This window comes from Beijerinckia sp. 28-YEA-48 (assembly GCF_900104955.1).
Lineage (GTDB): Bacteria > Pseudomonadota > Alphaproteobacteria > Rhizobiales > Beijerinckiaceae > Terripilifer.
In genome coordinates this window covers 3,020,091-3,046,180 of the sequence record NZ_FNSI01000001.1, presented here as the reverse complement: position 1 = coordinate 3,046,180, position 26,090 = coordinate 3,020,091, and the positions used below count along the sequence as shown (strand labels likewise).

The following is a 26,090-nucleotide window of genomic DNA, read 5'->3' as shown; positions in this document are numbered from 1 at the left end:
GAGCCCGTGTCCTTAAAGGAACCCTTGCCACTGGAAGGTGTCCGCGTCCTTGATCTCACCAGCGTCGTCGCCGGTCCTTCGGCGACTTTGCGCCTGGCGGACATGGGCGCCGAGGTCATCAAGATCGAAACCTTGGACGGGGATTTGCTGCGCACGCTGGGCGGAGCCTCCAAGTCGGGCTTCATGTCGCCGAAGTTCATGCACTTCAATCGGTCGAAACGATCTGTGGCGCTTGATCTGAAACATTCCGGATGCAGGCCGGTGCTGACGCGGTTGCTCAGCGAGAGCGATATCTTCATCACCAACATACGTCCGGAGTCGCTTGCCCGCCTCGGCCTCGACGCGGCGACCTGCCTGGCAAAGCATCCGCGATTGATCCACTGCACGATCACCGGCTTTGGTCCGGGCCCTTATCGCGGCAGGCCGGCTTATGACACGGTGATCCAGGGCGCCGCGGGTGTGGCGGGACTGTTCATTAAGCGCGATGGCCGTCCGAGTTATGCGCCGTTTCTGCTGGCCGACCATGTGGTCGGAGAAGTCACGGCCGGCGCCATCACGGCGATGTTGTTCCGGCGCAGCCAAACAGGGCGCGGCGGCCAGCTTGAGATCCCGATGATGGAGACGCTGGCCGCCTTCGTGCTGCAGGAACATCTCGGTGCCGCCACCTTCCGTCCGGCACGCGGGGACTCTGGCGATAGCCGTATCCTGGCGCCCGACAACCTGCCGATCGCGACATCCGATGGATGGGTCAGCGTGACCTGCAACACGGATCCGCAGGTTCATGCTTTTCTGAAGGCCGTGGGGCGACCGGAACTGCTTGATGATCCGCGTTTCCGCACCGTGGCTGCGCGCTTCGCCGCGTCGAAGGATTGGTTCGCGATGCGGGCCGACGCTCTCAAGCATCAACCGAGCGACTATTGGTTGCGGGCGCTGACCGAAGCGGGCGTGCCGGTGATGCCGTGTCATTCGATCGAGTCCTTGTTGGAAGATCCGCATATTGTGACGACGGGCCTGCTCCAGCATCGCGATCATCCCATCGAAGGGCCGATCATCGATGTCGCGTCCGCCGTGCGTTTCGATGGACAGGCGTCGGTAACGCGTTTCTCGGCGCAGGCCGCAGGCCAGGATACGCACGCCGTCTTGCAGGAGCTTGGATTTGACGAAGCTGATATCGAAGCCCTGTTCCAATCCGGCGTGATCGGCGGAGGCAAGATGACTGAAGCAGCGCAGAGGGCTCCCCAATGATCCGCTCACTGCTCTACGTCCCCGGCAATTCGGAGAAGTTCATCGCCAAGGCGCATGAGCGCGATGCCGACGCGATCATCCTGGATCTCGAAGACGCCGTACCGGCGGCCGAAAAGGCCGGCGCACGCCAACGATTGGCGCAGTCGATCGCATCGGTCGGTCAGAACGGCGCCACCGTCTTCGTGCGCGTGAATGCCGCCGAGACGGGCCTGCAAGAGGATGACGCAGCGGCCGCCTGTCTTGCCGGCGCTCATGGCATCCTGGTGCCGAAAGCCAGCAAGCCGCAGATGCTGCAAGCCCTCGACCATCACCTCTCTCGCATTGAACGCGCGATGGCGCGGACGGATCCGGTGCGTCTGGTACCGATCGTCGAAGACCCTGGTTCGGTTCTCAATGCTTCGGCCATCGCAACGGCGACGGCGCGGAATTGGGGACTGATTACCGGTGGCGAAGATTTGGCCACCAGTATGAATGCCAGCCCGACGCCCGACATGTTGCGATGGCCAAAACTCATGGTTCATTTCGCAGCCAAGGCGGCGGGTTTGCGCTCTCTCGGGCTTTTACGAAGTGTCGCTGACTTCCGCGATGTCGACGCTGTTATGGCGGCTACGCTTGAGGCGCGCCAGCATGGTTTCGATGGCGCGACCTGTGTTCATCCCAATGTCGTGTCTCTTCTCAATCGCGGATTTTTTCCGACCAGGGCCGAGTTCGAATGGGCGCGCGAAGTGGTTGTCGCTTATGCTCACGCTGAGCAGGCGGGCCTCGGTGCGACTACGGTTCAAGGCCGGATGGTCGATCTGCCCGTTGTCGAACGGGCCCGTCGTATTCTTCAGGTGAAGCAGACATCCGTGCAGACGGCTTGACTATGTAACAATAGTCATAGGCGGTTTTGAAATTTTAAGTCTCCGCGTCGCCGTCCAATCACGAAGAGAAAGTGTGCGTGTGTTTGATGTGTCCTTGCGGTTCGCAGCCTTGAACCGCAACGGCTGCTAGACGGACGCATCACGACATAGTAGGTCCACGAAAGACACTAGGGAGGACTTTAAAATGGATCGCCGCCGTTTTCTGCAATTGACTGCGTCTTCGCTGGCCGTATCGACTGGCGGCATCGCCTCGTCATCGGCGCAGGCACAATGGCCGACGAAGAACATCACCATGATCGTGCCGTTCACGCCGGGTGGTTCAACCGACATTCTGGCGCGTTTGATTGGTCAACGTTTCACCGAGACTTGGGGCCAGGGCGTGGTCACCGAAAACCGGCCAGGCGCTGGTGGCGCCGTTGGCAGCGTCGCCTTGGCGCGGGCTCCGGCGGATGGTTACACCGTTGGCATGGGCCATATCGGCACGCTGAGCGTCAACCCTTCACTTTATTCCAATCTGCAATATGATCCGATCAAGAGCTTCGCGCACATCAGCATGCTGGCGCGTGTCTATAACGTGCTCGTCGTGCATCCGTCGTTGCCGGTGAAGAACGTCGCCGAGTTCATTGAATATGCGCGTCAGAATCCGGGCAAGCTCAACTACGGTTCTGGCGGCAACGGCAGCGCGGCGCATATCGCCACCGCCGCTTTCATGGTCGCGACCGGCACGCAAATGACGCATGTCCCGTATCGTGGGACGTCGCCGGCGGTCGCCGATCTTCTCTCCGGCCAGATTCAGTTCATGATGACCGGCGGTCCCGCCGTTCTGCCCCATGCGCGTGCCGGCACCATGCGCGCGCTCGGCGTCTCCGGTCCCAATCGGTTGAAGTCGGATCCGAACATTCCGACCATTGCTGAGGCGGGTGTGCCGGGCTTCGATGCGACCCAGTGGTACGGCATGATGGCGCCCACTGGAACGCCCGACGACATCGTCGCGAAGTTGACCAAGGAAGTGCATGGCGCCTTGGCATCGAAAGCGATGCAGGAGGCGCTGGAGCGTGACGGCGCAGAGCCGTGGCCGACGACGCCGCAGGAATTCCGCGACATCATCGCCAGCGAAACCAAGCGCTGGCACGAGGTTGTCGAGAAGGCCAAAATCAAGGTCGAGTAATCAGACCTAGAGCAAATCACGTTTCGGTAGAAACGTGATTTTGCTTAGAATTTCTCGAACGCAGAAACGTTACGGCTGAGAATGCCTATCCAGGGAAAGGCGCTTGCACCGCGAGCGCCTTTTTCGATAGCGACAGGCCGTGGCCCGGTGCCGCCGTGGCGCTCATCGTGCCGTCCTTGGCAATCTCGGGCAGGCCCTCGAACATCGGCTCAAGCAGCGGAAATTCTTCCAGCCAGCGCACCGCCGGCGAGGCGGCGGCAAGATGAACGAAAAGCCCCGGCAGGAAATGCGGGCTCACCGAAACATCGAAAGCCTCTGCGAGGATCGCTAGATCGAGAGACGGCGTCAGGCCGCCGATCATGGCCAGATCAGGCTGCACCACGCTGACGATGCCCTCGGCGATGAAGGCGGTGAAATCGCGCAGGCCCTGCAGATGCTCGCCGGTGGCGATCGGCGCGCCAGCCATCTGGCTCAGCACTTTATAGCCGTTGAGGGCGCTGGCCGGCAGCGGTTCCTCGACGAAGAGCACGTCATTGTCGCGCGCATGCGCCATCAGCCATTGCGCCGTGGCGAGATCGCATTTTTCGTTGGCGTCGAGCATCATATGGGCCCGATTGCCGATCGCCTGGCGCACGGTGGCGATCACCTCGACATCCTTGCGGACACCGGCGATGCGCGGTTTGACGGCGCCCAGGCCGCGCTTCACGGCTGCTTCCGCGACGCTGGCGGCATCCGCCGCCGATTGCACGACATTGAACCCACCGCTGCCATAGACCGGCGTGGCGCGGATCTGGCCGCCCATGGCGACGCCCATCGGCACGTTCTGGCGCCGGGCCTGGAGATCCCAAGCGGCGACATCGACGGCCGCCAGGCCGACGAGATTGGGGCCAAGGCCCGTGCGGTTGAAGCTTTGCGAAATCTTCTTCCATAAAGCTCGTGGCGCCTGTGCCGGCTGTCCGCGCACGAAGCGCGCCAGTTGCGCTTCGGCGGCGCGCAGCGCCAGTTCGCCGCCGCCGCCCAGCACATAGGAAAAGCCGAGGCCGGTGGCCCCGTCACTATCGGTCAGCTCGACGACGATCATGTCGACGGCTGCCACTCCGGAGCCGCCGACTGCCTGTTCAAGTTTGTAGGGAACGAGACTAGCGCTCGCCCGTTCGATCGTCGTCATCGTTCTTGTCTGGCTCCGTTACAGAATGAAGCTCACCGAGCCCAGCCGGCCCAGTTCGTGGGCATGCAGGAACACGCGGCGCTCCTTGATGCGGAAACTGTCGCCATCCTTACGCAGCGTATAGCGATAGGTGCCGACATAGCTGAACTCGCGCTGGTAGCGGCGATAGCGATAGCAGATGAAATTCGCGCTCGCCGTCACCAGATCGCCATCCACGCTGTTAATGCGGACGTTGGTGATCAGCCGGCAGGTGCGCGACTTCGGGAATTCCGCGTGGCAGTTGGGATCGAGCACGCGGATGATGCGTTGGCGAATGCGCTCGCGATCATCGGAGATGATGTAGAGCGTATCCTTATGCGAACCGGCGAGGTCGTCGTTCGGCGGCACGTAATAGGTCGCGTCATCTGTCAGCAGCGCTTCCCACTCCTTGAGCTTCCACTCATCGAGCAAGGCTGCCTCGTGGTAAAAGAAGTCCTCGACTTCGGCGCGGGTGACTTTCACCGGCGCAAGGGTCTCAGCGTGCGCGCTCATGCCTGCGCTCCCGTCATCATCATCTTGTTCCAGTGGCGCCAGAATGTGCGCAGGTGATGTTCGTCGCTGTTGAGTTGTTCGCCTTCGCGTCCGAACCCACGCGACATTTCCGACCAGCGGTCTTCCGACCAGTTGGCAAGACCCTGCTGCACCAGTTCAAGCGCCTCGACATCGTCGGGCGTGGCGAAGCCGCCGGGGCCGTAGAAGGTCAGGAAGGCGTCGAGCCGGCGCGCCCGTGCCGCTTCGCTTTCTTCCACTGGGCCAAGCGCCCAGGCCGTCACCTGCATCTTGTTCGCCCCGTCGGGGAAGAAGGTGCGGATGGTGACGGACGAACCGTCGTTGATGACGAGATTGGGGAAGATGACCAGATTGCGATTGGTATCGGCAACCCGCCGGGCGCGGTCTTCGCCGAGACGCTCGACGAGTTCGGCGCGCATCTCCGTCATCTCGGCCTTGGCGCCCTCGCCATAGAGCGGAATCCAGGCGGCGACCGGACGACCGCGGAAGTTGACGTTGTCCGTGGTGAAATGGCCATTGCCGAGATCGAAGGCGAAGCCACGCGTCGGCAACACCAGATCCTTGTCTTTCGGCGGTTCCACCTTGACGCCCGAATTGGCCATGAAGTTGAGCCAGGTCGAATGGGTGGTCGGCAGGTGATAGTCGTCGACGCTGTTCTCGACCATCAGCTTCCAGTTTGCCTGCACGTCATATTCCTGCGTGCCGTGCAGAACTTCCATCTTGCCGGAAGGCGATTGTTCGATGACGAGATCGATATAGTCTGTGGCCTTGCCCAGATAGTCGGGGAGCGCGGGCACGTTCTCATCGAGACACATGAACCAGAAGTCGCGGTACTGTTCGAAGCGCGCGGGCGATTTCAGGCCGAGGCCGCTGGTGTCGAAATTCTCGACATAGGCTTCATCGCCGGGAATGCGGGCAAGCGAACCATCGTTGTTGTAGATCCAGCCGTGATAGACGCAGCTGAAGCGGCGGACATTGCCATGGCGCTCCGTGCACACCATCGCACCACGATGGCGGCAGGTGTTGAAGAAGCAGCGCACCTGACCTTTGCCGTCGCGCGCGAAAATGATGGGGCGGCCGGCAACTTTCCTGGATTGGAAGTCGCCGTTCTTTTTCAGTTCGGATCCATGTCCGACATAGATCCAGCATTTGGCGAAGATGTTCTTGATCTCGGCGCGCAACACATCGTCGGAGACGAGCGCTTCGCGATCGAGCAAAAACACGCCCTTCTGCGGATCGTCGACGACGAAGGAGCGCGATTCGGTTTTGGACGTTTCCATGGTGGGCATATTGCACCTCTTGATTTCGGCTGGGGCCGCGTCGGAGAGGCTTATGGTGCGGCTTCTCCGGCGTGGTCCTGCACGGTGTCGGCCCGTCGGGCCGACACCGGAGAGCAGCATCTAGGTGCGTGGCAGGGGCAGGTCAACTTTTGTCGATTTTAGCCTGCTGCGTCTGCACAATTGTGCATCCTCACCCCTATTCGACCGCGAGGATTTTCTCCATCCGCGCGACGATTTCCGGTGAAACACCGATCACGTCCGCGACGATCTTTTGCACCACTTCGCCGCTGGCCGGATCGAAATCGAGTTTGGCCTTTTCGATTTCGGCAACGAGGTCAGGATCCTTCATCGTCGCGGTGAAGGCTTCGCGCAGCGCCTTGACGCGATCGGCGGGGACGCCCGGCGGGGCCATGAAGGCGCGGCCGATGTCCGCGCTGCTCGCGGCGAAGGCCAGCAAAGCCCGGTCTGCGTCATTGGTGGCGAATTCGGTCACTGCCGGGACGTCCTTAAGGTCCGGCGACCGCTCCAGCACATATTGGATGGCGACGGCGGCCTTCTTTCCTGTCAGCCAATCCATGCGCGTTGTCTTCATCGTGTTCCACGATGTAAGAGCCGCATCGACTTCGCCGCGTTCCATGGCGAGCAGACCATCGGTTGAGCCAGGATAGCCGCGGATGATCTTGAACTTGGTGCCGGCCAGCGCGTTGAGCAGCTTCGGATAGCTTTCCGACGGCGATCCAGGACCAGTGCTGGCGGTCGGCACTTCGACCTCCTTCATCCCCTGCATCGTCGTGCCTTTGCTGCGCGTCGAGATGATCTGCACTTCGATGTTGGAGGTGGCGCGGCCGATCCAGTTGAACTCAGCCGTCTTGTACTGGACAGCCTTATTCTTCAGCGCTTCTTCCTGCGCAATGGTCTGTGCGACGATCGCTATCGAGGTGCCGTCTTTCGGCGCCACGCGATAAAGCCAGTTGGCCGCCGTCAGCGAGCCCGCGCCTGGCATATTCGAGGCGATGACTGTCGGCTTGCCTGGAACATGTTTGCCGAGATAGCGTGACAGCATACGGCCGAACAGGTCGTAGGTGCCCCCCGGCGAAAAGCCGACGGTGATGGTAATTGTTTTACCGGCAAAAAATTGCTCGGGCGATGGCTGGGCCAGTACAGGGCTGCAAGTGGCCGCCACGCCAGCGAGAACGAATCCCCCCAAACCTAAAAATTTCATTTTTCTTCCCCTCAGAAGCCGTTTATTCGGCGGTATGAGAACGACGGGCTATAGGACAGCTTCGACACCGTCCGCAACCCGGCAATTTCGCGAAAAACCGGCAATAAACCGCACTTTGACGAAGGAGACGGCGTGCCTATATTGCGCCGCTAAATACCGAAAGTCATTCCAAAACGCGGTTTTCGGATAACAGGGAGGAATAATGATGGCTGGTAGAATGTTTGCTTTTAGAGGCTTGGCCTTGATTGCTCTGTCCACAGTGGCGGGTGCCGTACAGGCGCAGACGCCAGCTGAGTTCTATAAAGGCAAGAACGTCAATGTTTTGATCGGCACCAGTGTCGGTGGCGAATATGATCTGCATGCGCGCCTCGTCGCCCGTTTCATCGGCCGTTATATTCCCGGCAATCCGACCGTCGTGCCGCAGAACATGACCGGTGGTGGTGGTGCGAAAATGGGCGCCTATCTGGCCGAAGTCGCCCCCAAGGACGGCACCAACATCGGTATGATGGCCAACAATTTCCCGGCCATGCAGGCCGCCGGTGTTGATCTCATCCGCTTCGATCTGGGCAAGTTCAACTGGATCGGTTCGATCTCCCCGACCGTCGAGACGATGACCGTGTGGAAGTCCGCAGGTGTCAGTACGATCGAGGAAGCCCGTTCGAAGGAAATCATTGCCGGTGCGACTGGCAAGGGCGCCATCACCTATACGTTTCCCGGGATGTTGAACGAGTTCCTGGGCACCAAGTTCAAGATCGTCTCAGGCTATCCCGGTGGCAACGATATCAATCTCGCCATGGAGCGCGGAGAGGTGCAGGCGCGCAACAACACCTGGTCGAGTTGGAAAGTGACCAAGCCGGAATGGTTGAAGAATGGCGACATCAAAGTGCTGGTCTATGCCGGTCCGCGCCAAGCTGAACTGAAGGATGTGCCGATCGCCTCCGATCTGGTGCAGGATCCCGATATTCGTCGTATCGTCGATCTCATCACCTCCGGCACCAAGCTTGGTCGGCCGCTCGCCACCAATGGCGGCGTTCCGGCGGATCGCGTGGCCGCCCTGCGCGAAGCATTTGACAAGACCATGGCGGACCCCGATTTCTTGAAGGAGGCGGCCCAGTCTCGTGTCGATGTCGACCCGGTGCGCGGGGTCGATATGCAAAAAGTTGTCGCTGAGGTTTTGGCGACGCCCAAACCTCTTGCGGAGCGGGCCAAAAGTCTGATCGAATAGACCTCTAGATTGTCTGACAATCTGAGAATTTCTATAAGGGGATAGCATGTCATCGAAGTTTACTGGCCGTCGGGAGGATTTCCGACTGGTGACGGGGCAGGGGCGTTACACATCCGATTGGTCACTCCCGCGCGAAGCCCATGCCTGCTTTCTGCGAGCCGATCGCGCCCATGCCAAGATTCTTTCGATCGACACCGAGGCGGCTTTGGCCGCCCCGGGCGTCCTGACGGTGATCACCGGCAAGGAAGCCCGGGAGGCTGGCCTGGGCCCTATCCCCAATATGGTGCGCTATCCTGGCAAAGGCGGCATGAAGCTGATCGAGACCGGCCGGGATGTTCTGGCTGTTGATCGTGTGCTGTTTGTCGGCCACAGCGTCGCCATCGTCGTTGCCGAGACGCAGCTTCAGGCGATGGACGCGGCCGAGCTGATCATGGTCGAATATGAGGATCTGCCTGTCGTCATCGGCGAGCGCGCGGCGCTCAAGCCGGGCGCCCAGCAACTATACGATCACATCCCCAACAATCTGGTCTTCGACTATGAGTATGGGGACAGCGCCAAGACGGATGATGCTTTCGCCAAAGCCGATCACGTGACGAAGCTCACCGTCGAGGCGCCACGCATTGTCGGCAATCCGATGGAGCCGAAAGCCTGCCTCGCCAGCTACGATGCGAAGAAGGACGTCTACGACGTCTATGCACCGTCGCAGGGGCTCACGCTGATGCGTCCCGGTCTGTCGGCGGGAACCGGTGTCCCGCAGGAGAAAATCCGCTTTCATGCCTGGGACGTCGGCGGCGGTTTTGGCGTGCGCAGCGAAGCCTATTCGGAATATTGCGCTTGCATGCTGGCCTCCAAGAAAATCGGCCGGCCGGTGAAGTGGGTGGGAACCCGCTCCGAAACCATCCTCAGCGATCATCACGGCCGCGGCGCCACGCTGTCGGGCGAACTGGCGTTGACCAAGGACGGCAAGTTCCTCGGCCTGCGCATCGAGTGGATCGTCGATTGCGGCGGCTATCTGTCGGGCTCTGGCCCGCTGACCAATACGGCGGGGCCGAGCTCCAATCCCACCAGCGTCTATGCGATCCCGGCAGTCTACGGCCTACATCGGCTCGTCGTCACCAACACCTCGCCGACCTGTCCCTATCGCGGCGCGGCACGCCCCAATGTCGTCTATCTCGCCGAGCGGCTCGTCGAGGAAGCAGCGCGCGAACTGGGCATCGACCGGGTCGAGCTGCGGCGCAAGAATCTCATCCCCCGTAAGGCCTTCCCCTATAAGACGCCGACAGGTGCGACCTATGACAGTGGTGATCCGCCGGGCCTGCTCGCCGACGCGTTGAAAACCGCCGATTGGAAGGGCATCGCCAAACGCCGCAAGGCGGCGGAAAAGCGCGGTAAGCTCTATGGCATTGGCCTGTCGGTGTTTATCGAGCCGTCGGGCGGCGGTGGCATTCCGCGCGAAGAGGCGGCGATCAAATTCGGCGAATCCGGCAATCCGATCATCTACACGGTGTCGGGCCCGTCAGGGCAGGGCCACGAAACGGTCTATCCGGAAATCGTCGCCGCTGAACTGGGGATCGAGCCGGAACAAGTGACGCTGCGGTTCAGCGATCCCGATGGTCCTGACTTGAAAGGCTCCGGCAGTATCGGCTCACGCGGCATCATGAACCATGGCGGCGCGCTGACGGTTACCGCGCGCGAGGTGGTGCGCAAAGGCAAGGAGTTCGCCGCCAAGCATCTGGAGGCCGCCGAAATCGACATCGAGTTCGACAAGGGCACCTATCGGGTGCGTGGCACCGATCTCTCGATCGGCCTCGTCGAACTCGCCAAGACCCTGGCGAAGAAAGACGACAACCCGCTCGACACGCTTGATGGCGTTCCCGTCAGCCTGTCGTTCCCGACGGGCGCGCATATCGCTGAAGTGGAAGTCGATCCAGCGACCGGCACCATCGAGGTTGTGAAATATGTGGCTGTCGATGACTCCGGCGTCATCATCAATCACACGCTCGCCGAGGCGCAATTGCATGGCGGCCTGATGCAGGGATTTGGTCAGGTGCTAGGTGAGATCATCACCTATGGTGAGACCGACGGCCAGCCGGTTCAGGGCAGCTTCATGGATTACTTCATGCCGCGCGCTGATCTTCTGCCGCAGCTGGAACTGGTGGACCGGCCGGTGCCGAGCCCGACCAATCCGCTTGGCGCCAAGGGTGTCGGTGAAGCGGGCGCCACCGGTGCCGTCCCCACCGTCACCAATGCGGTGATCGATGCGCTGCGTCCGCTCGGCATCCATGCGCTGGAAATGCCCTATACGCCGCACCGCGTCTGGGCGGCGATCCAAGCCAGCGGCAAATACAACTGAAGTTAAACGAAAGCCCCGGTCGAAGCCGGGGCTTTCAATTTCAGCGATCCTTGGTCGTCAGTTCAAACACATCCGTGCCAGCGCCTGGAAGGCACGCGCCCGATGCGATAAGGCCTGCGATCCATCGGCGGGAATGCCGTGCTTCTCGTCCGAGGCCATCTCGCCAAATGTCCGCGTGTGGCCATCGGGCAGGAAGAACGGATCATAGCCAAAGCCGCGCTCGCCCCGTGGCGGCCAGATGATTTCGCCGAACACTTTGCCTTCGACGGATTCGACGTGCTGGTCCGGCCAAGCGACGGCAAGCGCCGAGACGAAATGGGCGCGCCGCTGCCGGGGCATGGTCGCCCCCTTGTCGCGCATCATCGTGTCGATCTTCGCCATCACCGCTTTGTAGTCGCCGGCCTCGCGCGCCCAGCGGGCTGAATAAATGCCGGGGTCGCCACCCAGCGCATCGACGCACAAGCCGGAATCATCAGCAAAGGCCGGCAGGCCTGTCGCGTCTGCGGCCGCCTGCGCCTTGATGATGGCGTTGGCGATGAATGTATCGCCCGTTTCCTCAGGCTCGGCGAGGCCGAGCTCGCCAGCCGAAACGACCTCGACGCCATAGAGCGCGAGCAATTCGCGCATCTCGTTCAGCTTGCCGGCATTGTGGGTGGCAATGACCAGCTTGCCGGCGATTTTGCGATGGTCGGCGCTCATTCAGGCGATCGCCTGCTTCTGCTTCTCAATGAGGCTGGCGATGCCCTGCTTGGCCAATGCCATCATCTGCTGCAATTGCACTTCGTCGAAGGGCGCGCCTTCGGCGGTGGCTTGCACTTCAACCAGATGGCCTTTGCCGGTCATGACGAAATTGGCGTCGGTCTGTGCCGCCGAGTCTTCGACATAATCAAGATCGAGAACCGAGACGTTATTGGTGATGCCGCAGGAAATGGCTGCGACATGGTCACGCAACGGCATGTCGCGGATGATTGAGCGCCCGTGCATCCATTTGAGGCAGTCATGCAGGGCGACCCAGGCGCCGGTGATCGAAGCGGTGCGCGTGCCGCCATCGGCCTGCAACACGTCGCAGTCGATGGTGATCTGTCGTTCGCCCAGCGCCTGCAGATCGACGACGGCGCGCAGGGAGCGACCGACGAGGCGCTGGATTTCCTGGGTGCGTCCGGATTGCTTGCCCGAGGTTACCTCGCGACGCGTGCGCGTGTGCGTGGCGCGCGGCAGCATGGCGTATTCCGCCGTCACCCAGCCGCGGCCTTGGCCGCGCAGCCACATCGGCGGCTTGTCTTCAAGCGAAGCGGCGCACAACACATGCGTCTCGCCGAACTTGATCAGGCAAGATCCTTCCGCATAACGCGCAACGCCGCGCTCGATGGACACAGCCCGCATTTCGTCAGGCGCACGTTTAGATGGACGCATTAAGTTCCCCTTCGAGCAAATCGCCTTTCAGCAGAAAAGCGATTTTGCCTTCTATTTTGTTTTGACGCGTCTTTGCGTCGTAAAATGCTCTAGCAGGGGCCTTTCCTAGCCCAAGCTGGGCGGCGGGAAAAGGCGTTTTCAGAGTTCGTGTGACCAGGGCGGTTCAGCGCCCCGCCGCTTGCACGTCAGCGCGCCAATTTGACTGGCATGATCGAGCCAGCGGCCGACGCTGGTGGAATCCGGCTGTAACGAGCCGGTTCCGAGGCGATTTTCGCGCGCCAGCACCGCCAGCAGGCCGGCGGAAAAACTGTCGCCCGCGCCAACCGTATCGACCACGGCGACGCTCGGTGTGGCGCAGGCGAGCGAACCACCATGCCAGGTCGCCACCGCGCCCTTGGCGCCGCAGGTGACGACGACAAGTTCGGCGCCGAGCGCCAGCCAGTGTTGCGCCACGCGCTCTATCGGCTGGTCCGGATAGAGCCAAGCCACATCCTCGTTGCTGGCTTTCACAAGGGTGGAGGTTTGGACGCGTTCCTCCACCAGTCGCACAGTTTCCACACGCGCCGGCATCAGCGCCGGGCGGATATTCGGATCGAAGCTGACAGAGATCAGCGCGCGGGCATTGCGCATCGCGGCCAGCACCATCTCGCCTTGCTCACCCAACAGGCAGCGAAACGAGGCGGCGTGCAGATGGGCGATATCGTCGGGCAGAGGGGCGGGAAGAGCGTCGCGCTCTTCATGCGCGGTGCCTTGCAGATAGAGCGTGAAATCAACCGACCCGGTTGTCGTGGAGCGCGCTAGTGCGACAGGCATCGGCTTGCTGCTGCGCAGACACCAGCGCATGCCCACGGCAGCCTGTTGCAACTTTTGCGCGAAGACTTCGCCGCTGGTATCGCGCGACAATGCGCCGGAAAATTCTGCCGTAATGCCGAGGCGGCCCAGCGCCAGCGCCGTGTTGAACGAAGAACCACCAGTGGCACTTTCGAACACCGACGGGTCGGCGCGGCTGGCCACCAGATCGAGAATGGCCTCGCCCATAACGAGAATGGCCTTCTCGTTATGGGATGTCGCCGTCATCAATCACTCAGATGTTCGTTGCGGAAGGAATGCGCCGGATAGACACCGAGAATGCGCAGTTCCGCGGTGAAGAAGGTGAGTTCCTCCAATGCCCGTTTCAAGGGCAGGTCTTCGGGATGGCCCTGCACGTCGGCCAGGAACATGGTGGCGGAGAATTCGCCATCGACCATGTAGCTTTCCAGCTTGGTCATGTTGACGCCATTGGTGGCGAAGCCGCCGAGCGCCTTGTAAAGCGCCGCCGGCACGTTGCGCACGCGGAAAACGAAAGTCGTCACCGTGTTGCCATTGTTGGGCCGCGCCCAGTCGGCGACGCGCGAGAGCACGACGAAGCGTGTCGTATTGTGTTTCTCGTCTTCGACGTCGCGCATCAAAATCTTGAGGCCGTAGATCTCGGCGGCAAGCTCCGGCGCCAGCGAGGCGCGCGACAGATCGCCCGATTGCGACACTTCCCGGGCTGAGCCGGCGGTGTCGATGGCGGTGATTGGTGTCAGATCGAGCTTACGGATGATCTTGCGGCATTGGCCCAGCGCATGAATGTGGCTGTAGACAGTGCGGATCGTCGCCAGGCTGGCGTCGGGCAGCGCCATCAGCTGGAAGCGAATGGGCAGGAAATATTCGCCGACGATATGCAGGCCCGAGCCCGGCAGGAAATGGTGGATGTCGGCGACGCGTCCGGCTATCGAATTCTCGATCGGGATCATGCCCAGTTCGGCAGTTCCGTCGGCGATGGCGGCAAGAGCATCTTCGAACGTATTACAGGCGAGCGGTTCGTAATTCGGATACACGGCCCGGCAGGCGATGTGGGAATTCGCGCCGGGTTCACCCTGGTAGGCAATTTTCTTCGCTTTCGCCATCTGTTCCATCCTGTGGGCTGGCCTTGCCCACTCCATCGTTGCGGGCTGTCCTTAGCAGGTCGTTCCATTGGACGCCAAGTTTGCTGGTATCACAGGCCATCTGCTATCTCTCAGGGCCTGAGCCGCTCCGGCGGCCGCGCTCTGGGAGGGGTAGATGCGGGATGTGGTGATCCACGGCGGAACCATCGTGTCGATGGACGACCGGCTGGGCGATCTGAAGGGCGACATTCTCGTCCGCGATGGCCGGATCGCCGCAGTTGGGCCCGCTCTAGAGGCGCCGGCCGAGGCTCAAGTGATCGATGCCAGCGGCATGATCGTCATGCCGGGCTTCGTCAACGCCCATATGCACACCTGGCAGACGGGCCTGCGCGGCGTTGCGGCGGATTGGACGATCTCGCAATATCTGCGCGCCATCCATGCCGGCCTTGCCACGCATTTCCGCGCGGACGACATTTACATCGCCAATCTCATGGGTGCGCTCAATCAGATCAATTGTGGCACCACCACTTTGGTCGATTGGTGCCACAACAATCCAACGCCGGCCTGTACCGATGCGGCGATCGAAGGCCTGCAGCAATCAGGCATTCGCGCCTTGTTCCTGCATGGCTCGCCTAAGCCAGATCCGAAACCTGGCCAGAAACATTTCAGCGAAGTGCCGATGCCACGCCATGAGGTCGAGCGGTTGCGCGGCGGGGCGCTGTCTAGCGACGACACACTCATCACCATGGGGCTTGCCATTCTTGGCCCCGGCATGTCGGTCTACGATGTCTGCGATCATGATTTCCGCCTGGCGCGCGAGCTCGGCATGGTCGCCAGCATGCATGTCAGCGGCCCGATGCTCACGCCCGATGGCTTCGAGCGGCTGGCGGCAGAGGGCCTGCTCGGACCGCATCTCAACATTGTCCATGGCAATGTGCTGAGTGATGCGCAGCTCGATCTGCTTGTGGCCGCTGGCGTCAGCTTTTCGGTGACGGCCGAGGTCGAAATGCAGATGAGTTTCGGCCGCCCTTTGACCGGCCGTCTGCGTCAGCGCGGCGGTCGCATCAGCATCGGCTCGGATATCGAGTCCGGCATGGCCAGCGACATGTTCACCGTCGCGCGCATGACCTTGCAGGCGCAGCGTTTCATCGATGCGCTCGACAGTTTTGCCGCTGCGGGAAAAGGCCTGGCAGAGATCACCATTCCCTGTCGGGAGGCTTTACGCTGGGCGACGATCGATGGCGCGCGCATGGCGGGGCTCGATCATCGCACCGGTTCGCTCACGCCCGGGAAGCAGGCCGATATAGTGTTGCTCTCGGCACGCGATCCAAACATGCATCCGGTTGTCGATCCGGCAGCCTCGATCCTGCTGCACGCGGGCGTTGCCAATGTCGATACGGTAATGATTGGCGGTGTGTTTCAGAAGCGTGGCGGCAGGCTGCTCTATAGCGACCTGCAGCGCCGGCTTGACGAACTCTCGCAATCGAGCGCGCGCATCCTGTCGGACTTCAACCGGGCGCGCGCCGCTGCTTAAAAAGCAGAGCATTTTCGAGCGAAGTGGACACCGGTTCGCGTGAAAAAAATGCGTTAAAACAGAAAATGAGAACTCGGTTCTGATTTTATCAGAACCGAAGAAGCTCTAGGCGGCCTGCGCCAGCCCTTGCATCTTAAGCATGTTCTGCACCGACGGGCGCTTGTTCATGCGCGCGTAATGGGCTGCGACATTAGCGGGCATCGGCCACTTACCCCATTCCGCCACCCAGAATTCGAAGAAGTAGAGCGCGCAGTCGGCGATGGTGAAATCGCCCATCAGCCAATCCTTGCCGGCCAGTTGCTTGTCGAGCAACGCCAGGCCCTTCTCGGCCATTTCGCGTCCCTGCGCTTTGATCTTGGGATGTTCGTCCTCGATGCTGCTGTAGCGCACGGTGCGCCAGAAGCGCGTCCACGCCTGCATGTGCAAAGTGGAAACGATATAGTCGATCGTCTCCAGGGTCCGCGCCAGTTTCTCCGGATCGGTCGAGAGCAGCTTCTTGTCTGGATTGGTCAGGGCCAGCCACACGGCGATGGCCGGAAATTCGGTGAGGGTGGAGCCATCGTCCCGCACCAGGGTCGGCACTTTCGACTTCGGATTCACGGCGACATAGTCGGGCTGGTATTGCGCCTGCGCGGCGAAGTCGACCTTTTTCAGGTCATAGGGCTTGCCGATCTCTTCGAGCAGGATGTGGATGCCCGTGGCGCAGGTGCCTGGGGCATAGTAAAGCGTCGTCATTCGTTTCCTCCGGAGCGGTATGATGCGCCATTCTGGCTGGGCCGCGTCGGCCTGACCAGTGCGAATTTGCGCCGGCAGGGTCGCATGGGCCGGGGGAACGGGCCGGTCTTGCAGTTGACGCCCAGTGCGCCGATATGCGTTCTGTCCTCGGCGCGGCTGAACCGCGCCTGTCTGTCGCTTTGTCCTGCCGGAGAATCGTATGTCGCTTACCGTCGCCGTCCAGATGGACCCGATCGAACGCATCAATATTGCCGGCGACTCGACGTTCGCGCTGCTTCTGGAAGCGCAGGCCCGCGGCCATAAACTGGTCTATTATACGCCCGATCGCCTCTCCATGGCCGGCCAAAGCGTCGTCGCCGAGACGCAGGCCCTGCAGGTGCGCGACGAGGTCGGCAATCATTTCACGCTGGGCGAGAGCCGCCGTACCGATTTGGGCAACGAGATGGATGTGGTGCTGCTGCGCCAGGATCCGCCCTTCGATCTCGCTTATATCACCACCACTCATCTGCTGGAGCGCATCCATCCGCGCACCCTGGTGGTCAATGATCCAGCCAGCGTGCGCAACGCCCCGGAAAAGCTGTTCGTCATGCAGTTTCCGCAGCTCATGCCGGACACCTTGATCACCCGCGACCGCAACGAGATCGAAGCGTTCCGCCACCAGCATGGCGACATCGTCATGAAGCCGCTTTACGGCAACGGCGGCGCCGCCGTTTTCAAGATGTCGCAAAAGGATCCGAATTTCGGTTCGCTGTTCGACCTGTTCTCGGCCACCTTCCGTGAACCCTGGGTGGTGCAGCGCTTCCTGCCGCGCGTCACCGAGGGCGACAAGCGCATCATCCTGGTCGATGGCGTCGCCATGGGCGCCGTCAATCGGGTGCCGGCTGAAAACGACATTCGCTCGAACATGGTGCGGGGCGGCGCGGCGCGCGAAACCGATCTGTCGCCGCGAGAACGGGAAATTTGCGAGACCATTGGGCCGGAATTGAAGCGCCGCGGCCTGATTTTCGTCGGGATCGACGTCATCGACGGCAATCTGACCGAAATCAACGTCACGTCGCCGACGGGCCTGCGCGCCATTCGCAAGCTCGGTGGGCCTGATCTCGCCGCCGCTCTCTGGGATGCTATCGAGCGCAAACGCGGCGGCTAGAGCAAATCACGTTTCGATAGAAACGCGATTTTGCCCAGCATCTTTGTTTTGACGCGTCTTTGTGCAATTCCAAAACGCTGCGAGCGGTCAAATTTGGCGCACCGCTGGCCCATCCGTGCTATGGGTGGTTTCCATGAGCCTCACAGCTGTTTCGACCGAAGCGCCCCGTCGCGCCGCCCGTCCGCCGAAGATCGCCCATCCGCGTTCGGCCATCGTCGATCACACCGCGCTCCAGGCCCGGCTGGATGCCATCGGGGCGGATTTATCCTCGGATCGCGGCGCCATGCGCGCCGCCGCCCTCGAAGAGCTCCGCCAAGCCCTTACGGGCGGCCAGGCGGTCATTCAGCGCTGGTTCGAGATCGACGGGCAGGGGCTCAAATGCGTCCATAATCTCGGCTGGCTCGAGGATGAGATCATCCGCGCCATCCACCATTTCGTCACCACCTGGATGTACCCGGCGGAAAATCCCTCGACCGCCGAGCGGATCGCCATTGTCGCCGTCGGCGGCTATGGCCGGGGCACTTTGGCGCCGGGCTCCGACATCGATTTGCTGTTCCTCTTGCCCTACAAGCAGACCGCCTGGAGCGAGAGCGTCATCGAGGCGGTGCTCTATCTGCTGTGGGACCTGCGCCAGAAGGTCGGTCATGCCACCCGCACGGTCGCCGAATGCCTGCGCCAGGCCATGGGCGACATGACCATCCGCACCGCGCTGCACGAGGCCCGCTTCATTCTCGGCGATGCCGGTCTGTTCGAGGATTTCCGCACGCGTTTCGACAAGGAGATCGTCAGCAAGACGGCGCGTGAATTCGTCGCCGCGAAACTGGCCGAGCGTGACGCGCGTCTGTCGAAGTCCGGCGCCTCGCGCTATGTCGTCGAGCCGAACGTCAAGGAAGGCAAAGGCGGCCTGCGTGATCTGAACACGCTCTTCTGGATCGCCAAATATGTCTATCGCGTGCGCGACATCGCCGAGCTGGTGCCCGCCGGCGTGTTCACCGAACGCGAGATCCTGACCTTCCGCCGTTGCGAAGAATTCCTGTGGCGGGTGCGCTGCCATCTGCACTACGTCACCGGCCGCTCGGAAGAACGTCTGACCTTCGACTATCAGCGCAACATCGCGGAGCGGCTGGGCTATGTCACCCATGCCGGCCTGTCCGATGTCGAGCGTTTCATGAAGCATTACTTCCTCATCGCCAAGGACGTCGGTGATCTCACCGCCATTGTCTGCGCCGCGCTTGAGGAACGGCAGGCCAAGCCGCGCGCGACGCTTAATCGTTTTATGGGCAAGTTCCGGCGCCGCAACGACGCGTTGGAGTTTCCGGGCTTCGCCATTGAGGTCGACCGCATCACGGTCGCCAATGACAAAGTCTTCGAGACCGATCCGGTCAATCTCATCCGGCTTTACTGGTTGGCCGATAAACACCGGCTCGCCATTCATCCGGACGCGTCGCGGCGGGTGACACTGTCGCTGAAGTACATCGACGCCGCCGTCCGCGAAGATGCCGAAGCCAACCGGCTGTTCGTCGAAATCCTGATGTCGCGCCATGCGCCCGAGACGGTGCTGCGCCTGATGAACGAATCCGGCGTGCTCGGCCGTTTCATTCCTGACTTCGGCCGCATCGTCGCGATGATGCAGTTCAATATGTATCATCATTACACGGTCGACGAGCATCTGATCCGTTGTATAGGCATTCTGTCGCGCATCGAGTCAGGCGAGCTTGTCGAGGATCATCCGGTCGCCAGCGAAATTCTGCCGGTCATCCACAATCGCAAAGTGCTCTATGTGGCGCTATTCCTGCACGACATCGCCAAGGGCCGCCCGGAGGATCATTCCATCGCCGGGGCGCAGGTGGCGCGCAAACTATGTCCGCGGCTGGGGCTGACGCCAGCGGAGACCGACAATGTCGCCTGGCTGATCGAGCATCATCTCGACATGTCGAACGTCGCCCAAGGGCGCGACCTGTCCGATCGCGGCACCATCGAAAGCTTCGCCAAGCCGATCCAGACGCTCGAGCGGCTGCGCATGTTGCTGGTGCTGACCGTCTGCGACATCCGGGGCGTTGGCCCTGGTGTGTGGAACGGTTGGAAGGGGCAACTTCTGCGCACGCTCTATTGGGAAGCCGAGCCGGTGCTGTCCGGCGGCCATTCAGCCATCGATCGCAAGCAGCGCGTCGCCATCGCGCAGGACGAATTGCGCCGCGCGCTGTTGTGGTCCGATCCCGATTTCGAAGCCTATGCCGCCCGCCACTATCAGCCCTATTGGCTGAAGGTCGATCTCAAGCACATGGTCAGGCACGCCAATCTGCTGCGCCTGTGCGAGGTCGAACTGCGTTCGCTGGCCACCGAATATACCACCGAGAAATTCACTGGCGTGACCGAACTGACGGTGGTGGCGCCGGATCATCCGCGCCTGCTGTCGATCATAGCGGGGGCTTGCGCCGTGTCAGGCGCCAACATCGTCGACGCGCAGATTTTCACCACGACCGATGGGCTGGCGCTCGACTCCATCTCCATCCGTCGCGCCTTCGATGATGACACTGATGAGTTGCGCCGCGCCTCGCGCGTTGCCGCCACCATCGAGAAGGCGCTGCGCGGCGAGATTCGTCTTGGCCAGGTCGTGGCGGAAAAAAGCGAGGCGCCAAAGAGCCGCGAGAAGGCGTTCCGCATCGAGCCGGAAGTCGTCATCGATAACACTTTGTCGAACCAGTTCACGGTTCTGGAGGTCTCGGGCCTCGACCGTCCGGGCCTCTTGTTCGAACTCACGTCGCAACTGTCGAGCCTCAACCTTAACATTGGCTCGGCCCACGTCGTCACCTTCGGCGAGAAGGCGGTGGACGCGTTCTACGTGACCGACCTCACCGGCCTGAAAATCACCAATGCCAGTCGTCAGGCGGCTATTCGCAGGCAATTGACCGAAATTCTTGGCGCGACGGAGGCCGGAAATCGTTCTGGCGGCCGGAAAGCCGCATCGGAAGCAGCTGGAGCTTGATTTTTCGGCTCAGGACCCCGATATCGGGGTGAAATTCCCTCATTTTGAGAGTGCTATGACTGATCCCCAGACGAACCCGGCTGTGCCGGGCGAGGAACCGCAGGACCAGATGAATCCGGAAGCCATGCAGCCCGATCCGTTCGTCGTGCTGGAAAAGCTGACGGCGGAAAACGCCGAGCTGAAGGATCGTACCCTGCGCACCCTGGCGGAGATGGAAAATCTGCGCCGCCGCACCGAAAAGGAAATCGCCGATTCGCGCGTCTACGGCGTCACCAATTTCGCCCGCGACATGCTGACCTTCGCCGACAACCTGCATCGCGCCATCGAATCGGTTCCGGCCGAAGTGCGCGCCGCCGCTGAAGGCCCGTGGAAAGCCCTGATCGAAGGTATCGAAGTCACCGAGCGTGATTTCCAGTCGCGCCTCGCCAAATACGGCATCAAGAAAATTGATCCGAAGGGCGAGAAGTTCGATCCCAACATGCACGAGGCTCTGTTCGAGGCGCCCGATACCTCCGTTCCCACCGGCACCGTGGTGCAGGTGATGGAGGCCGGCTATTCGATCGGTGAGCGTTGTTTGCGTCCGGCCAAGGTCGGCGTGTCCCGTGGCGGCCCGAAGGCGACCGCGGCGGAGCCGAGCGACGCCTCGGCTTGATCGGATAGCGTTTCTATCGAAACGCAATTTGCTCTAGGTGACGCGCCGCATCGTTAAGTTGATGCGGCCGCCATCGGCGAGCAAAGTCGACGTGCCGGAGAGAATCCGATCGACGCCGTGAAAGACGAAGCGCGACGCGCCGCCGATGACGAGCACGTCGCCTGAATGCAGCTTCAACGATTTTGTCGGGCCGCCGCGTTGCGTGCCGCCAAAGCGGAACAGGCACGAATCCCCCAGCGAAATCGAGACGACCGGCGCATCCTGTGCCGTCTCGTCGCGGTCCTGGTGCAGGCCCATGCGGGCGCTTCCATCATAGAAATTGATCAGGCAGGCTTCCGGCAGCGCCGGATAGGCTGATGTTTCACGCCAGGCTTTCAGCACGAGATCGGGAATGTCGGGCCATGGCGCGCCTGTCACCGGATGACGCGCCTCATAGCGATAACCACGCTCTACATCCGACATCCAGCCGAGCGAACCGCAATTGCTCATGCGCACAGAGAAGGCTTTGCCAGTGCGCGGCATGTGCGGTGTGTAGAGCGGTGCGGCGCGCAGGCAGAGGCGCAATTGCTCCACCAGCGCGATCTGTTCGTCCCGGCTGTAGAAGCCGGGGAAATAATGCAGTCCGTCGGCGATCTCAGGCATGGGTGATCGCCCAGGTTGACCGTCAGGCCTTCAAAATCACTTTCGATTCCACCGTGGAATCCGCCTTCAGCCGATACACCACGGGTACGCCGGTATCGAGCTCGATGCTGGGGATCGTTTCCGGGGTCGCCTTTTCCAGCACCATCAGCAGAGCGCGTAGCGAATTGCCATGCGCCACCACCAGAGTGTTCTCGCCGCGCAGCACGCAGGGCAGGATTTCCTGGTTGTAGTAGGGCAGGGCGCGCGCCAGCGTGTCGCGCAGGCTCTCGCCACCCGGCGGCGGCGTGTCGTAGGAACGGCGCCAGACCATCACCTGCTCGTCGCCCCACTTCTGCGCCGCCTCGGCCTTGTTGAGGCCTGCGAGATCGCCGTAGTCGCGCTCATTGAGGCGCATGTCCTTAGTCATCGCCAGGTTCGGCGCGCCCATCGCTTCAAGCGCCAGGCGAGCCGTGTGCTGGGCGCGTGACAGCGCCGATGTGAAGGTATGTTGGAAGGTCACGCCATGGGCCTTCAAACGTTCGCCGGCGGAGATAGCTTCCTTCACGCCGACTTCGGTCAACGCCGGATCCTTCCAGCCCGTGAACAGGTTCTTCAGATTCCATTCGCTTTGGCCGTGGCGCAGCAGGACGAGAATGCGGTCCATCAGATTTCCTCGCAGATTTCTTATCAGTTGTCGGAAAGGCCGAGAACGTCGGCCATGGAATAATGTCCGGGCTTCTGGTTGCGGCCCCACAGGGCGGCGCGCACCGCGCCACGCGCGAAAATACCGCGATCCTCGGCCTTGTGGGTGAGGACGAGCCGCTCGCCTGGGCCAGCGAAAATCGCGTCATGGTCGCCGACCACCGAACCGCCGCGTAGGGAGGCAAAGCCGATATCGCCATCCTGGCGGGCGCCGGTAAAGCCGTCGCGGCCACGGGCCGAATGTTGAGCCAGCGTGATGCCACGCCCGGCAGCCGCCGCTTCGCCCAGCATCAGGGCCGTGCCCGACGGCGCGTCGACTTTGGCGCGATGGTGCATTTCGACGATTTCGATGTCGTAGTCTTCGCCAAGCGTCGCCGCGACCTTTTTGACCAGGCCGGCGAGCAGATTGACGCCAAGGCTCATATTGCCGGAGCGGATGATGACCGCGTGACGGGAAGCGGCGTCGATCTTGGCGATATCCTCTTCCGAAAGGCCCGTGGTGCCAATCACATGGACGATACGGGCCTGGGCCGCGAGGCCGGCCAGCTGCACCGTCGAGGCAGGGCCGGTGAAGTCGATCACGCCATCGGCTTTCACAAGAATTTCAAGGGGTTCCGAAGTGATCGGGACGCCGATCTCGCCCAGGCCGGCGAGTACGCCGGCATCCTGGCCAAGCGCCTTCGATCCCGCATGTTCCAGCGCACCGACAACCTGCATGCCTTGGGCCGCATGGATAATCTGTACAAGAGTTCGCCCCATGCGCCCGGCGGCGCCGGCGACCACCAGCCGCATGTCGCTCATACAATTCCTCGCAAATAAAACATTGGGGGCTCTATAGCGGGGTGGGGCGCGATTTGCCAGCCATGGGCCTGGCAGTGAGTGTCGCCGGTGCAAGTGCGTAGGTATTGTCATCGGCTTGTGATGCATCTGCGCTAGCCCTGCGGGGCCGCAGCGCCAATGTCCCCCCGGGCGCGTTTCCCCAAGCGGCACCTTGTCGCCGGGCGCACCGATGGGCCCGGCGGCTTTTTTGGTGGCATTGCGATCTGGGCCGGCCGCTCCTCGTGTTAAAGCAAACTATGACGAGCGCCTCAGATCCGCATCAAGATGATGTCAAAATCCGCCTCAGCCCTCATGAGGCTATCGTGCTCTTCGAGCTTCTGTCTCGTTGGTGTGATCCGAAGGCCACTCATACCCCCAGCGGCAGGTGCTTCGAAAGTACTGCAGAGTGCGCCGTGCTCCAGGGTCTGCGCGCGGACCTTGAGAAGCAGCTCGTCGCTCCGTTCCAGGACGACTATAATCAGATTGTAGAAGACGCACGGAGCCGTCTGGTCGGCTTGTGGGATTATCCGACCCTTAAAGGCTGAATGGTAGGCAATATTTTTTCGCCGTCATGAATCGGCAATAATCGCGCGCTAAGGATACCTCAGTTGCAGATCGCACTTATCGCTTTTTGCAGCGGGACGCCGGGCCGGATGTACGCCCGGCGTTATTATTTTCAGCGGTCGTCGTCGTTCAGGCGACGGCCGCTTCAATCTCCTTGACGATGGCTGTTGCAGCCGCGCGCGGATCAGCCGCTTGCGTCACCGGCCGGCCGATCACCAGATGATCGGCGCCGGTGGCAATCGCCTTGGCGGGCGTCATGATGCGCTTCTGATCGGCCGTGGCGCTGCCGGCAGGGCGGATGCCCGGCGTTACCAGCAGCATCTGCGGACCCACCAGCGCGCGCAGATCCTGCGCTTCCTCAGCCGATGAGACGAGACCGTCGATGCCAATATCGCGCGCTTGTTCAGCGCGCCGACGCACCAGCTCTTTCACACCGATGGCAAAGCCGGCTTCCTTGAGATCGGCATCGTCGTAGCTGGTCATCACCGTGACGGCGAGCAGCCTCAGGGGCGATCCCTGCAAAGCGGCGCGCGCGGCGCGCATCGTCTGCGGATAGGCATGAATGGTGAGAAGCGAGGCACCGAGTTCGGCGACCTGTGCGGTGGCGCGCGTCACCGTATTGGGGATGTCGTGCAACTTCAGGTCGAGAAAAACTTTCTTGCCCTGATCCGTCAGTTCCCGCGCCAGGCTCAAGCCGCCGCCGTAGGTCAGCTCCATGCCGATCTTGTAGAAACTGACGGTATCGCCGAGCGTCTCAACCATGGCGCGTGCGTCGGAGACCGAGGGCAGATCGAGCGCGACGATCAAGCGGTCGCGTGGCGAGATGAGGGCGGACACGAAGGCCTCCTACGGTGTTCGGGCGAGCAAGGGATAGCCGGTCCATACGCATTTCTGCGCTGGAATGCCAGCTTTCACGCTCAAATAATGCTGTTTTAGGGACGTGTTGCTTACGGTCGGCCGGACTTCCGCTTACCGTCGCCGAGGCGGCGCAGCAGGGCCAGGGCTGGCTCATCGCGCATCTGCACCTTCCGGCGCTGCAGGTCGAGGCGCACGCGGTCCTTGGCCAGGCGGATTTCGGTCTCGATCCGATCGCGCGTGTCGAGGATTTCGTCCTTCATCCGGCCTGTGCCTTCGCGCAGTTTCGAGATCATAGCGACGGCGGGATGGGGGCGTTTGGCCTTGGCGCCGGCGGTGGCCGGGCGATAGACCCAGACCCGCGCTGGCGGGATGTTGAGCAGAACCGGTTGGGAAGCCTCGGCATCGAAAGCCACCGCGCGGCATTGTTTCGGCCGGCGCGGCACGGGTGAGACCATGCCATAGGTGAATTGGATGAAACGACCGCCCGGGCCGAGCAGGGCGAAGGCATCCTCAAGCAGCGCGCAGCGATCGGGCTCTGGCCGGTTGAGCAGCGGCAGGCTGGAAACGACCGCCGCGATTGGCTCGTTGATGAGGCCGGCAAGCGTAGTGTCGAGATCGTAGGCGTCGCCCTGAATGACGGTGGCGCCGGGAAAGCGCCGTTCCAGCAGCTTGCAAAAGGCCGGATCATATTCGACCAGAATGAGCCGGTCGGCGGTCACACCGTGCTGGATCAGCGCTTGTGTCACCGGACCCGTGCCGGGCCCTAATTCGATGATCTTGCCGGGGATCTTGATGTCGACATAGCGCGCCATGGCGCGCGCCAGATATTTGCCCGATGGCGAGACGGCGCCGGTCGAACCAGGGTTTTCGAGCCAGGCTTTGATGAAGCGGGCTTCGTCGGAAAAACGCTCCTGAAGCGACGTCTTCGGCCGCGCTCTTGAAGCGCGTTCCTGATCGTGATGATTGTGACGCAAAACGACCTCGAGGCTTTCCAACCCAATCCCAAAACGGCGATATAACTCGCCTACAACGCTGGCGACGTCAAGAAAGCGTCATGTCTCTCGGTTTTCCCGGTT

At 61.8% G+C, this 26,090-nt stretch carries 23 protein-coding genes; 9 read left to right on the top strand and 14 right to left on the bottom strand.

What is annotated here, in order from left to right; translation table 11 throughout:
• The first annotated feature begins 6 nt into the window (after positions 1–6).
• The 3 genes from BLW50_RS14495 to BLW50_RS14485 all read left to right on the top strand — a co-directional run bounded on the left by BLW50_RS14495 (position 7) and on the right by BLW50_RS14485 (position 3,276).
• Positions 7–1,245 carry a CaiB/BaiF CoA transferase family protein gene (locus BLW50_RS14495; RefSeq protein ID WP_210186082.1) on the top strand — a complete coding sequence of 413 codons (1,239 nt, stop codon included), beginning with the start codon at positions 7–9 and terminating at the stop codon, positions 1,243–1,245.
• Positions 1,242–2,108: an HpcH/HpaI aldolase/citrate lyase family protein gene (locus tag BLW50_RS14490; RefSeq protein WP_090703722.1), complete on the top strand. Its 867-nt coding sequence runs from the start codon at positions 1,242–1,244 to the stop codon at positions 2,106–2,108. Before BLW50_RS14495 ends, BLW50_RS14490 begins: the two co-directional genes overlap by 4 nt.
• Before the next feature lie 184 nt (positions 2,109–2,292).
• Positions 2,293–3,276 (top strand): Bug family tripartite tricarboxylate transporter substrate binding protein, encoded by a 984-nt coding sequence (locus tag BLW50_RS14485; protein WP_090703720.1) that lies wholly within the window; start codon positions 2,293–2,295, stop codon positions 3,274–3,276.
• 85 nt (positions 3,277–3,361) lie between these two features.
• Here BLW50_RS14485 and BLW50_RS14480 read toward each other — a convergent pair whose 3' ends face one another.
• The 4 genes from BLW50_RS14480 to BLW50_RS14465 form a co-directional block, all read right to left on the bottom strand.
• Positions 3,362–4,444: a mandelate racemase/muconate lactonizing enzyme family protein gene (locus tag BLW50_RS14480; protein WP_090703717.1), complete on the bottom strand. Its 1,083-nt coding sequence runs from the start codon at positions 4,442–4,444 to the stop codon at positions 3,362–3,364.
• 18 nt (positions 4,445–4,462) lie between these two features.
• Positions 4,463–4,975, bottom strand: coding sequence for an aromatic-ring-hydroxylating dioxygenase subunit beta (locus BLW50_RS14475; RefSeq protein ID WP_090703715.1), 513 nt, complete (start codon positions 4,973–4,975; stop codon positions 4,463–4,465).
• A complete protein-coding gene (locus BLW50_RS14470; RefSeq protein WP_210186081.1) occupies positions 4,972–6,282 on the bottom strand; it encodes an aromatic ring-hydroxylating oxygenase subunit alpha in 1,311 nt (436 codons plus the stop codon). The genes BLW50_RS14475 and BLW50_RS14470 overlap by 4 nt, the downstream gene beginning before the upstream one ends.
• 187 nt (positions 6,283–6,469) lie before the next feature.
• Positions 6,470–7,495, bottom strand: coding sequence for a Bug family tripartite tricarboxylate transporter substrate binding protein (locus BLW50_RS14465; protein ID WP_090703712.1), 1,026 nt, complete (start codon positions 7,493–7,495; stop codon positions 6,470–6,472).
• 241 nt (positions 7,496–7,736) lie between these two features.
• Between BLW50_RS14465 and BLW50_RS14460 the strand changes: the two genes are divergently transcribed.
• Positions 7,737–8,720 carry a Bug family tripartite tricarboxylate transporter substrate binding protein gene (locus BLW50_RS14460; protein ID WP_139267626.1) on the top strand — a complete coding sequence of 328 codons (984 nt, stop codon included), beginning with the start codon at positions 7,737–7,739 and terminating at the stop codon, positions 8,718–8,720.
• Between the two features lie 46 nt (positions 8,721–8,766).
• Positions 8,767–11,073, top strand: a complete 2,307-nt coding sequence (locus tag BLW50_RS14455; RefSeq protein WP_090703706.1) for a xanthine dehydrogenase family protein molybdopterin-binding subunit — start codon at positions 8,767–8,769, stop codon at positions 11,071–11,073.
• 57 nt (positions 11,074–11,130) lie between these two features.
• On the opposite strand, the gene rdgB is transcribed toward BLW50_RS14455, so the two are convergent.
• From rdgB to BLW50_RS14435, 4 genes are all read right to left on the bottom strand, one after another.
• The gene (gene rdgB, locus BLW50_RS14450) at positions 11,131–11,772 is read right to left on the bottom strand and encodes an RdgB/HAM1 family non-canonical purine NTP pyrophosphatase (RefSeq protein WP_090703702.1); all 642 of its coding nucleotides are present in this window, start codon (positions 11,770–11,772) and stop codon (positions 11,131–11,133) included.
• Entirely contained in the window at positions 11,773–12,486 is a 714-nt protein-coding gene (gene rph, locus BLW50_RS14445) for a ribonuclease PH (RefSeq protein WP_090703699.1), read from the bottom strand. It lies immediately after the preceding gene.
• 138 nt (positions 12,487–12,624) lie between these two features.
• Positions 12,625–13,563, bottom strand: coding sequence for a carbohydrate kinase family protein (locus BLW50_RS14440; protein ID WP_090703696.1), 939 nt, complete (start codon positions 13,561–13,563; stop codon positions 12,625–12,627).
• Positions 13,563–14,417 carry a prephenate dehydratase gene (locus tag BLW50_RS14435; protein ID WP_090709127.1) on the bottom strand — a complete coding sequence of 285 codons (855 nt, stop codon included), beginning with the start codon at positions 14,415–14,417 and terminating at the stop codon, positions 13,563–13,565. The genes BLW50_RS14440 and BLW50_RS14435 overlap by 1 nt, the downstream gene beginning before the upstream one ends.
• A 154-nt stretch (positions 14,418–14,571) precedes the next feature.
• On the opposite strand from BLW50_RS14435, the gene BLW50_RS14430 reads away from it, so the two are divergent.
• Positions 14,572–15,930: an amidohydrolase family protein gene (locus BLW50_RS14430; protein ID WP_090703692.1), complete on the top strand. Its 1,359-nt coding sequence runs from the start codon at positions 14,572–14,574 to the stop codon at positions 15,928–15,930.
• Between the two features lie 105 nt (positions 15,931–16,035).
• Here BLW50_RS14430 and BLW50_RS14425 read toward each other — a convergent pair whose 3' ends face one another.
• Entirely contained in the window at positions 16,036–16,665 is a 630-nt protein-coding gene (locus BLW50_RS14425; protein WP_090703689.1) for a glutathione S-transferase family protein, read from the bottom strand.
• A gap of 199 nt (positions 16,666–16,864) precedes the next feature.
• Between BLW50_RS14425 and gshB the strand changes: the two genes are divergently transcribed.
• From gshB to grpE, 3 genes are all read left to right on the top strand, one after another.
• Positions 16,865–17,812, top strand: coding sequence for a glutathione synthase (gene gshB / locus BLW50_RS14420; protein ID WP_090703686.1), 948 nt, complete (start codon positions 16,865–16,867; stop codon positions 17,810–17,812).
• 133 nt (positions 17,813–17,945) lie between these two features.
• A complete protein-coding gene (locus BLW50_RS14415; protein WP_090703683.1) occupies positions 17,946–20,798 on the top strand; it encodes a [protein-PII] uridylyltransferase in 2,853 nt (950 codons plus the stop codon).
• 109 nt (positions 20,799–20,907) lie between these two features.
• On the top strand, positions 20,908–21,450 hold the full coding sequence (gene grpE / locus BLW50_RS14410) for a nucleotide exchange factor GrpE (RefSeq protein WP_280141536.1): 543 nt from the start codon (positions 20,908–20,910) through the stop codon (positions 21,448–21,450).
• Positions 21,451–21,483: 33 nt separating this feature from the next.
• Here the strand turns inward: grpE and BLW50_RS14405 are convergent, their stop codons facing one another.
• From BLW50_RS14405 to BLW50_RS31305, 5 genes are all read right to left on the bottom strand, one after another.
• A complete protein-coding gene (locus BLW50_RS14405) occupies positions 21,484–22,092 on the bottom strand; it encodes an alpha-ketoglutarate-dependent dioxygenase AlkB family protein (protein WP_090703678.1) in 609 nt (202 codons plus the stop codon).
• Between the two features lie 22 nt (positions 22,093–22,114).
• A complete protein-coding gene (locus BLW50_RS14400) occupies positions 22,115–22,738 on the bottom strand; it encodes a 2,3-bisphosphoglycerate-dependent phosphoglycerate mutase (RefSeq protein WP_090709125.1) in 624 nt (207 codons plus the stop codon).
• 20 nt (positions 22,739–22,758) lie between these two features.
• Entirely contained in the window at positions 22,759–23,574 is an 816-nt protein-coding gene (gene dapB / locus BLW50_RS14395; RefSeq protein WP_244544245.1) for a 4-hydroxy-tetrahydrodipicolinate reductase, read from the bottom strand.
• 711 nt (positions 23,575–24,285) lie between these two features.
• Positions 24,286–24,993 carry an orotidine-5'-phosphate decarboxylase gene (pyrF, locus tag BLW50_RS14385; protein WP_090703673.1) on the bottom strand — a complete coding sequence of 236 codons (708 nt, stop codon included), beginning with the start codon at positions 24,991–24,993 and terminating at the stop codon, positions 24,286–24,288.
• 110 nt (positions 24,994–25,103) lie between these two features.
• Positions 25,104–25,988 carry a class I SAM-dependent methyltransferase gene (locus BLW50_RS31305; RefSeq protein ID WP_090709121.1) on the bottom strand — a complete coding sequence of 295 codons (885 nt, stop codon included), beginning with the start codon at positions 25,986–25,988 and terminating at the stop codon, positions 25,104–25,106.
• Between the last annotated feature and the right edge of the window lie 102 nt (positions 25,989–26,090).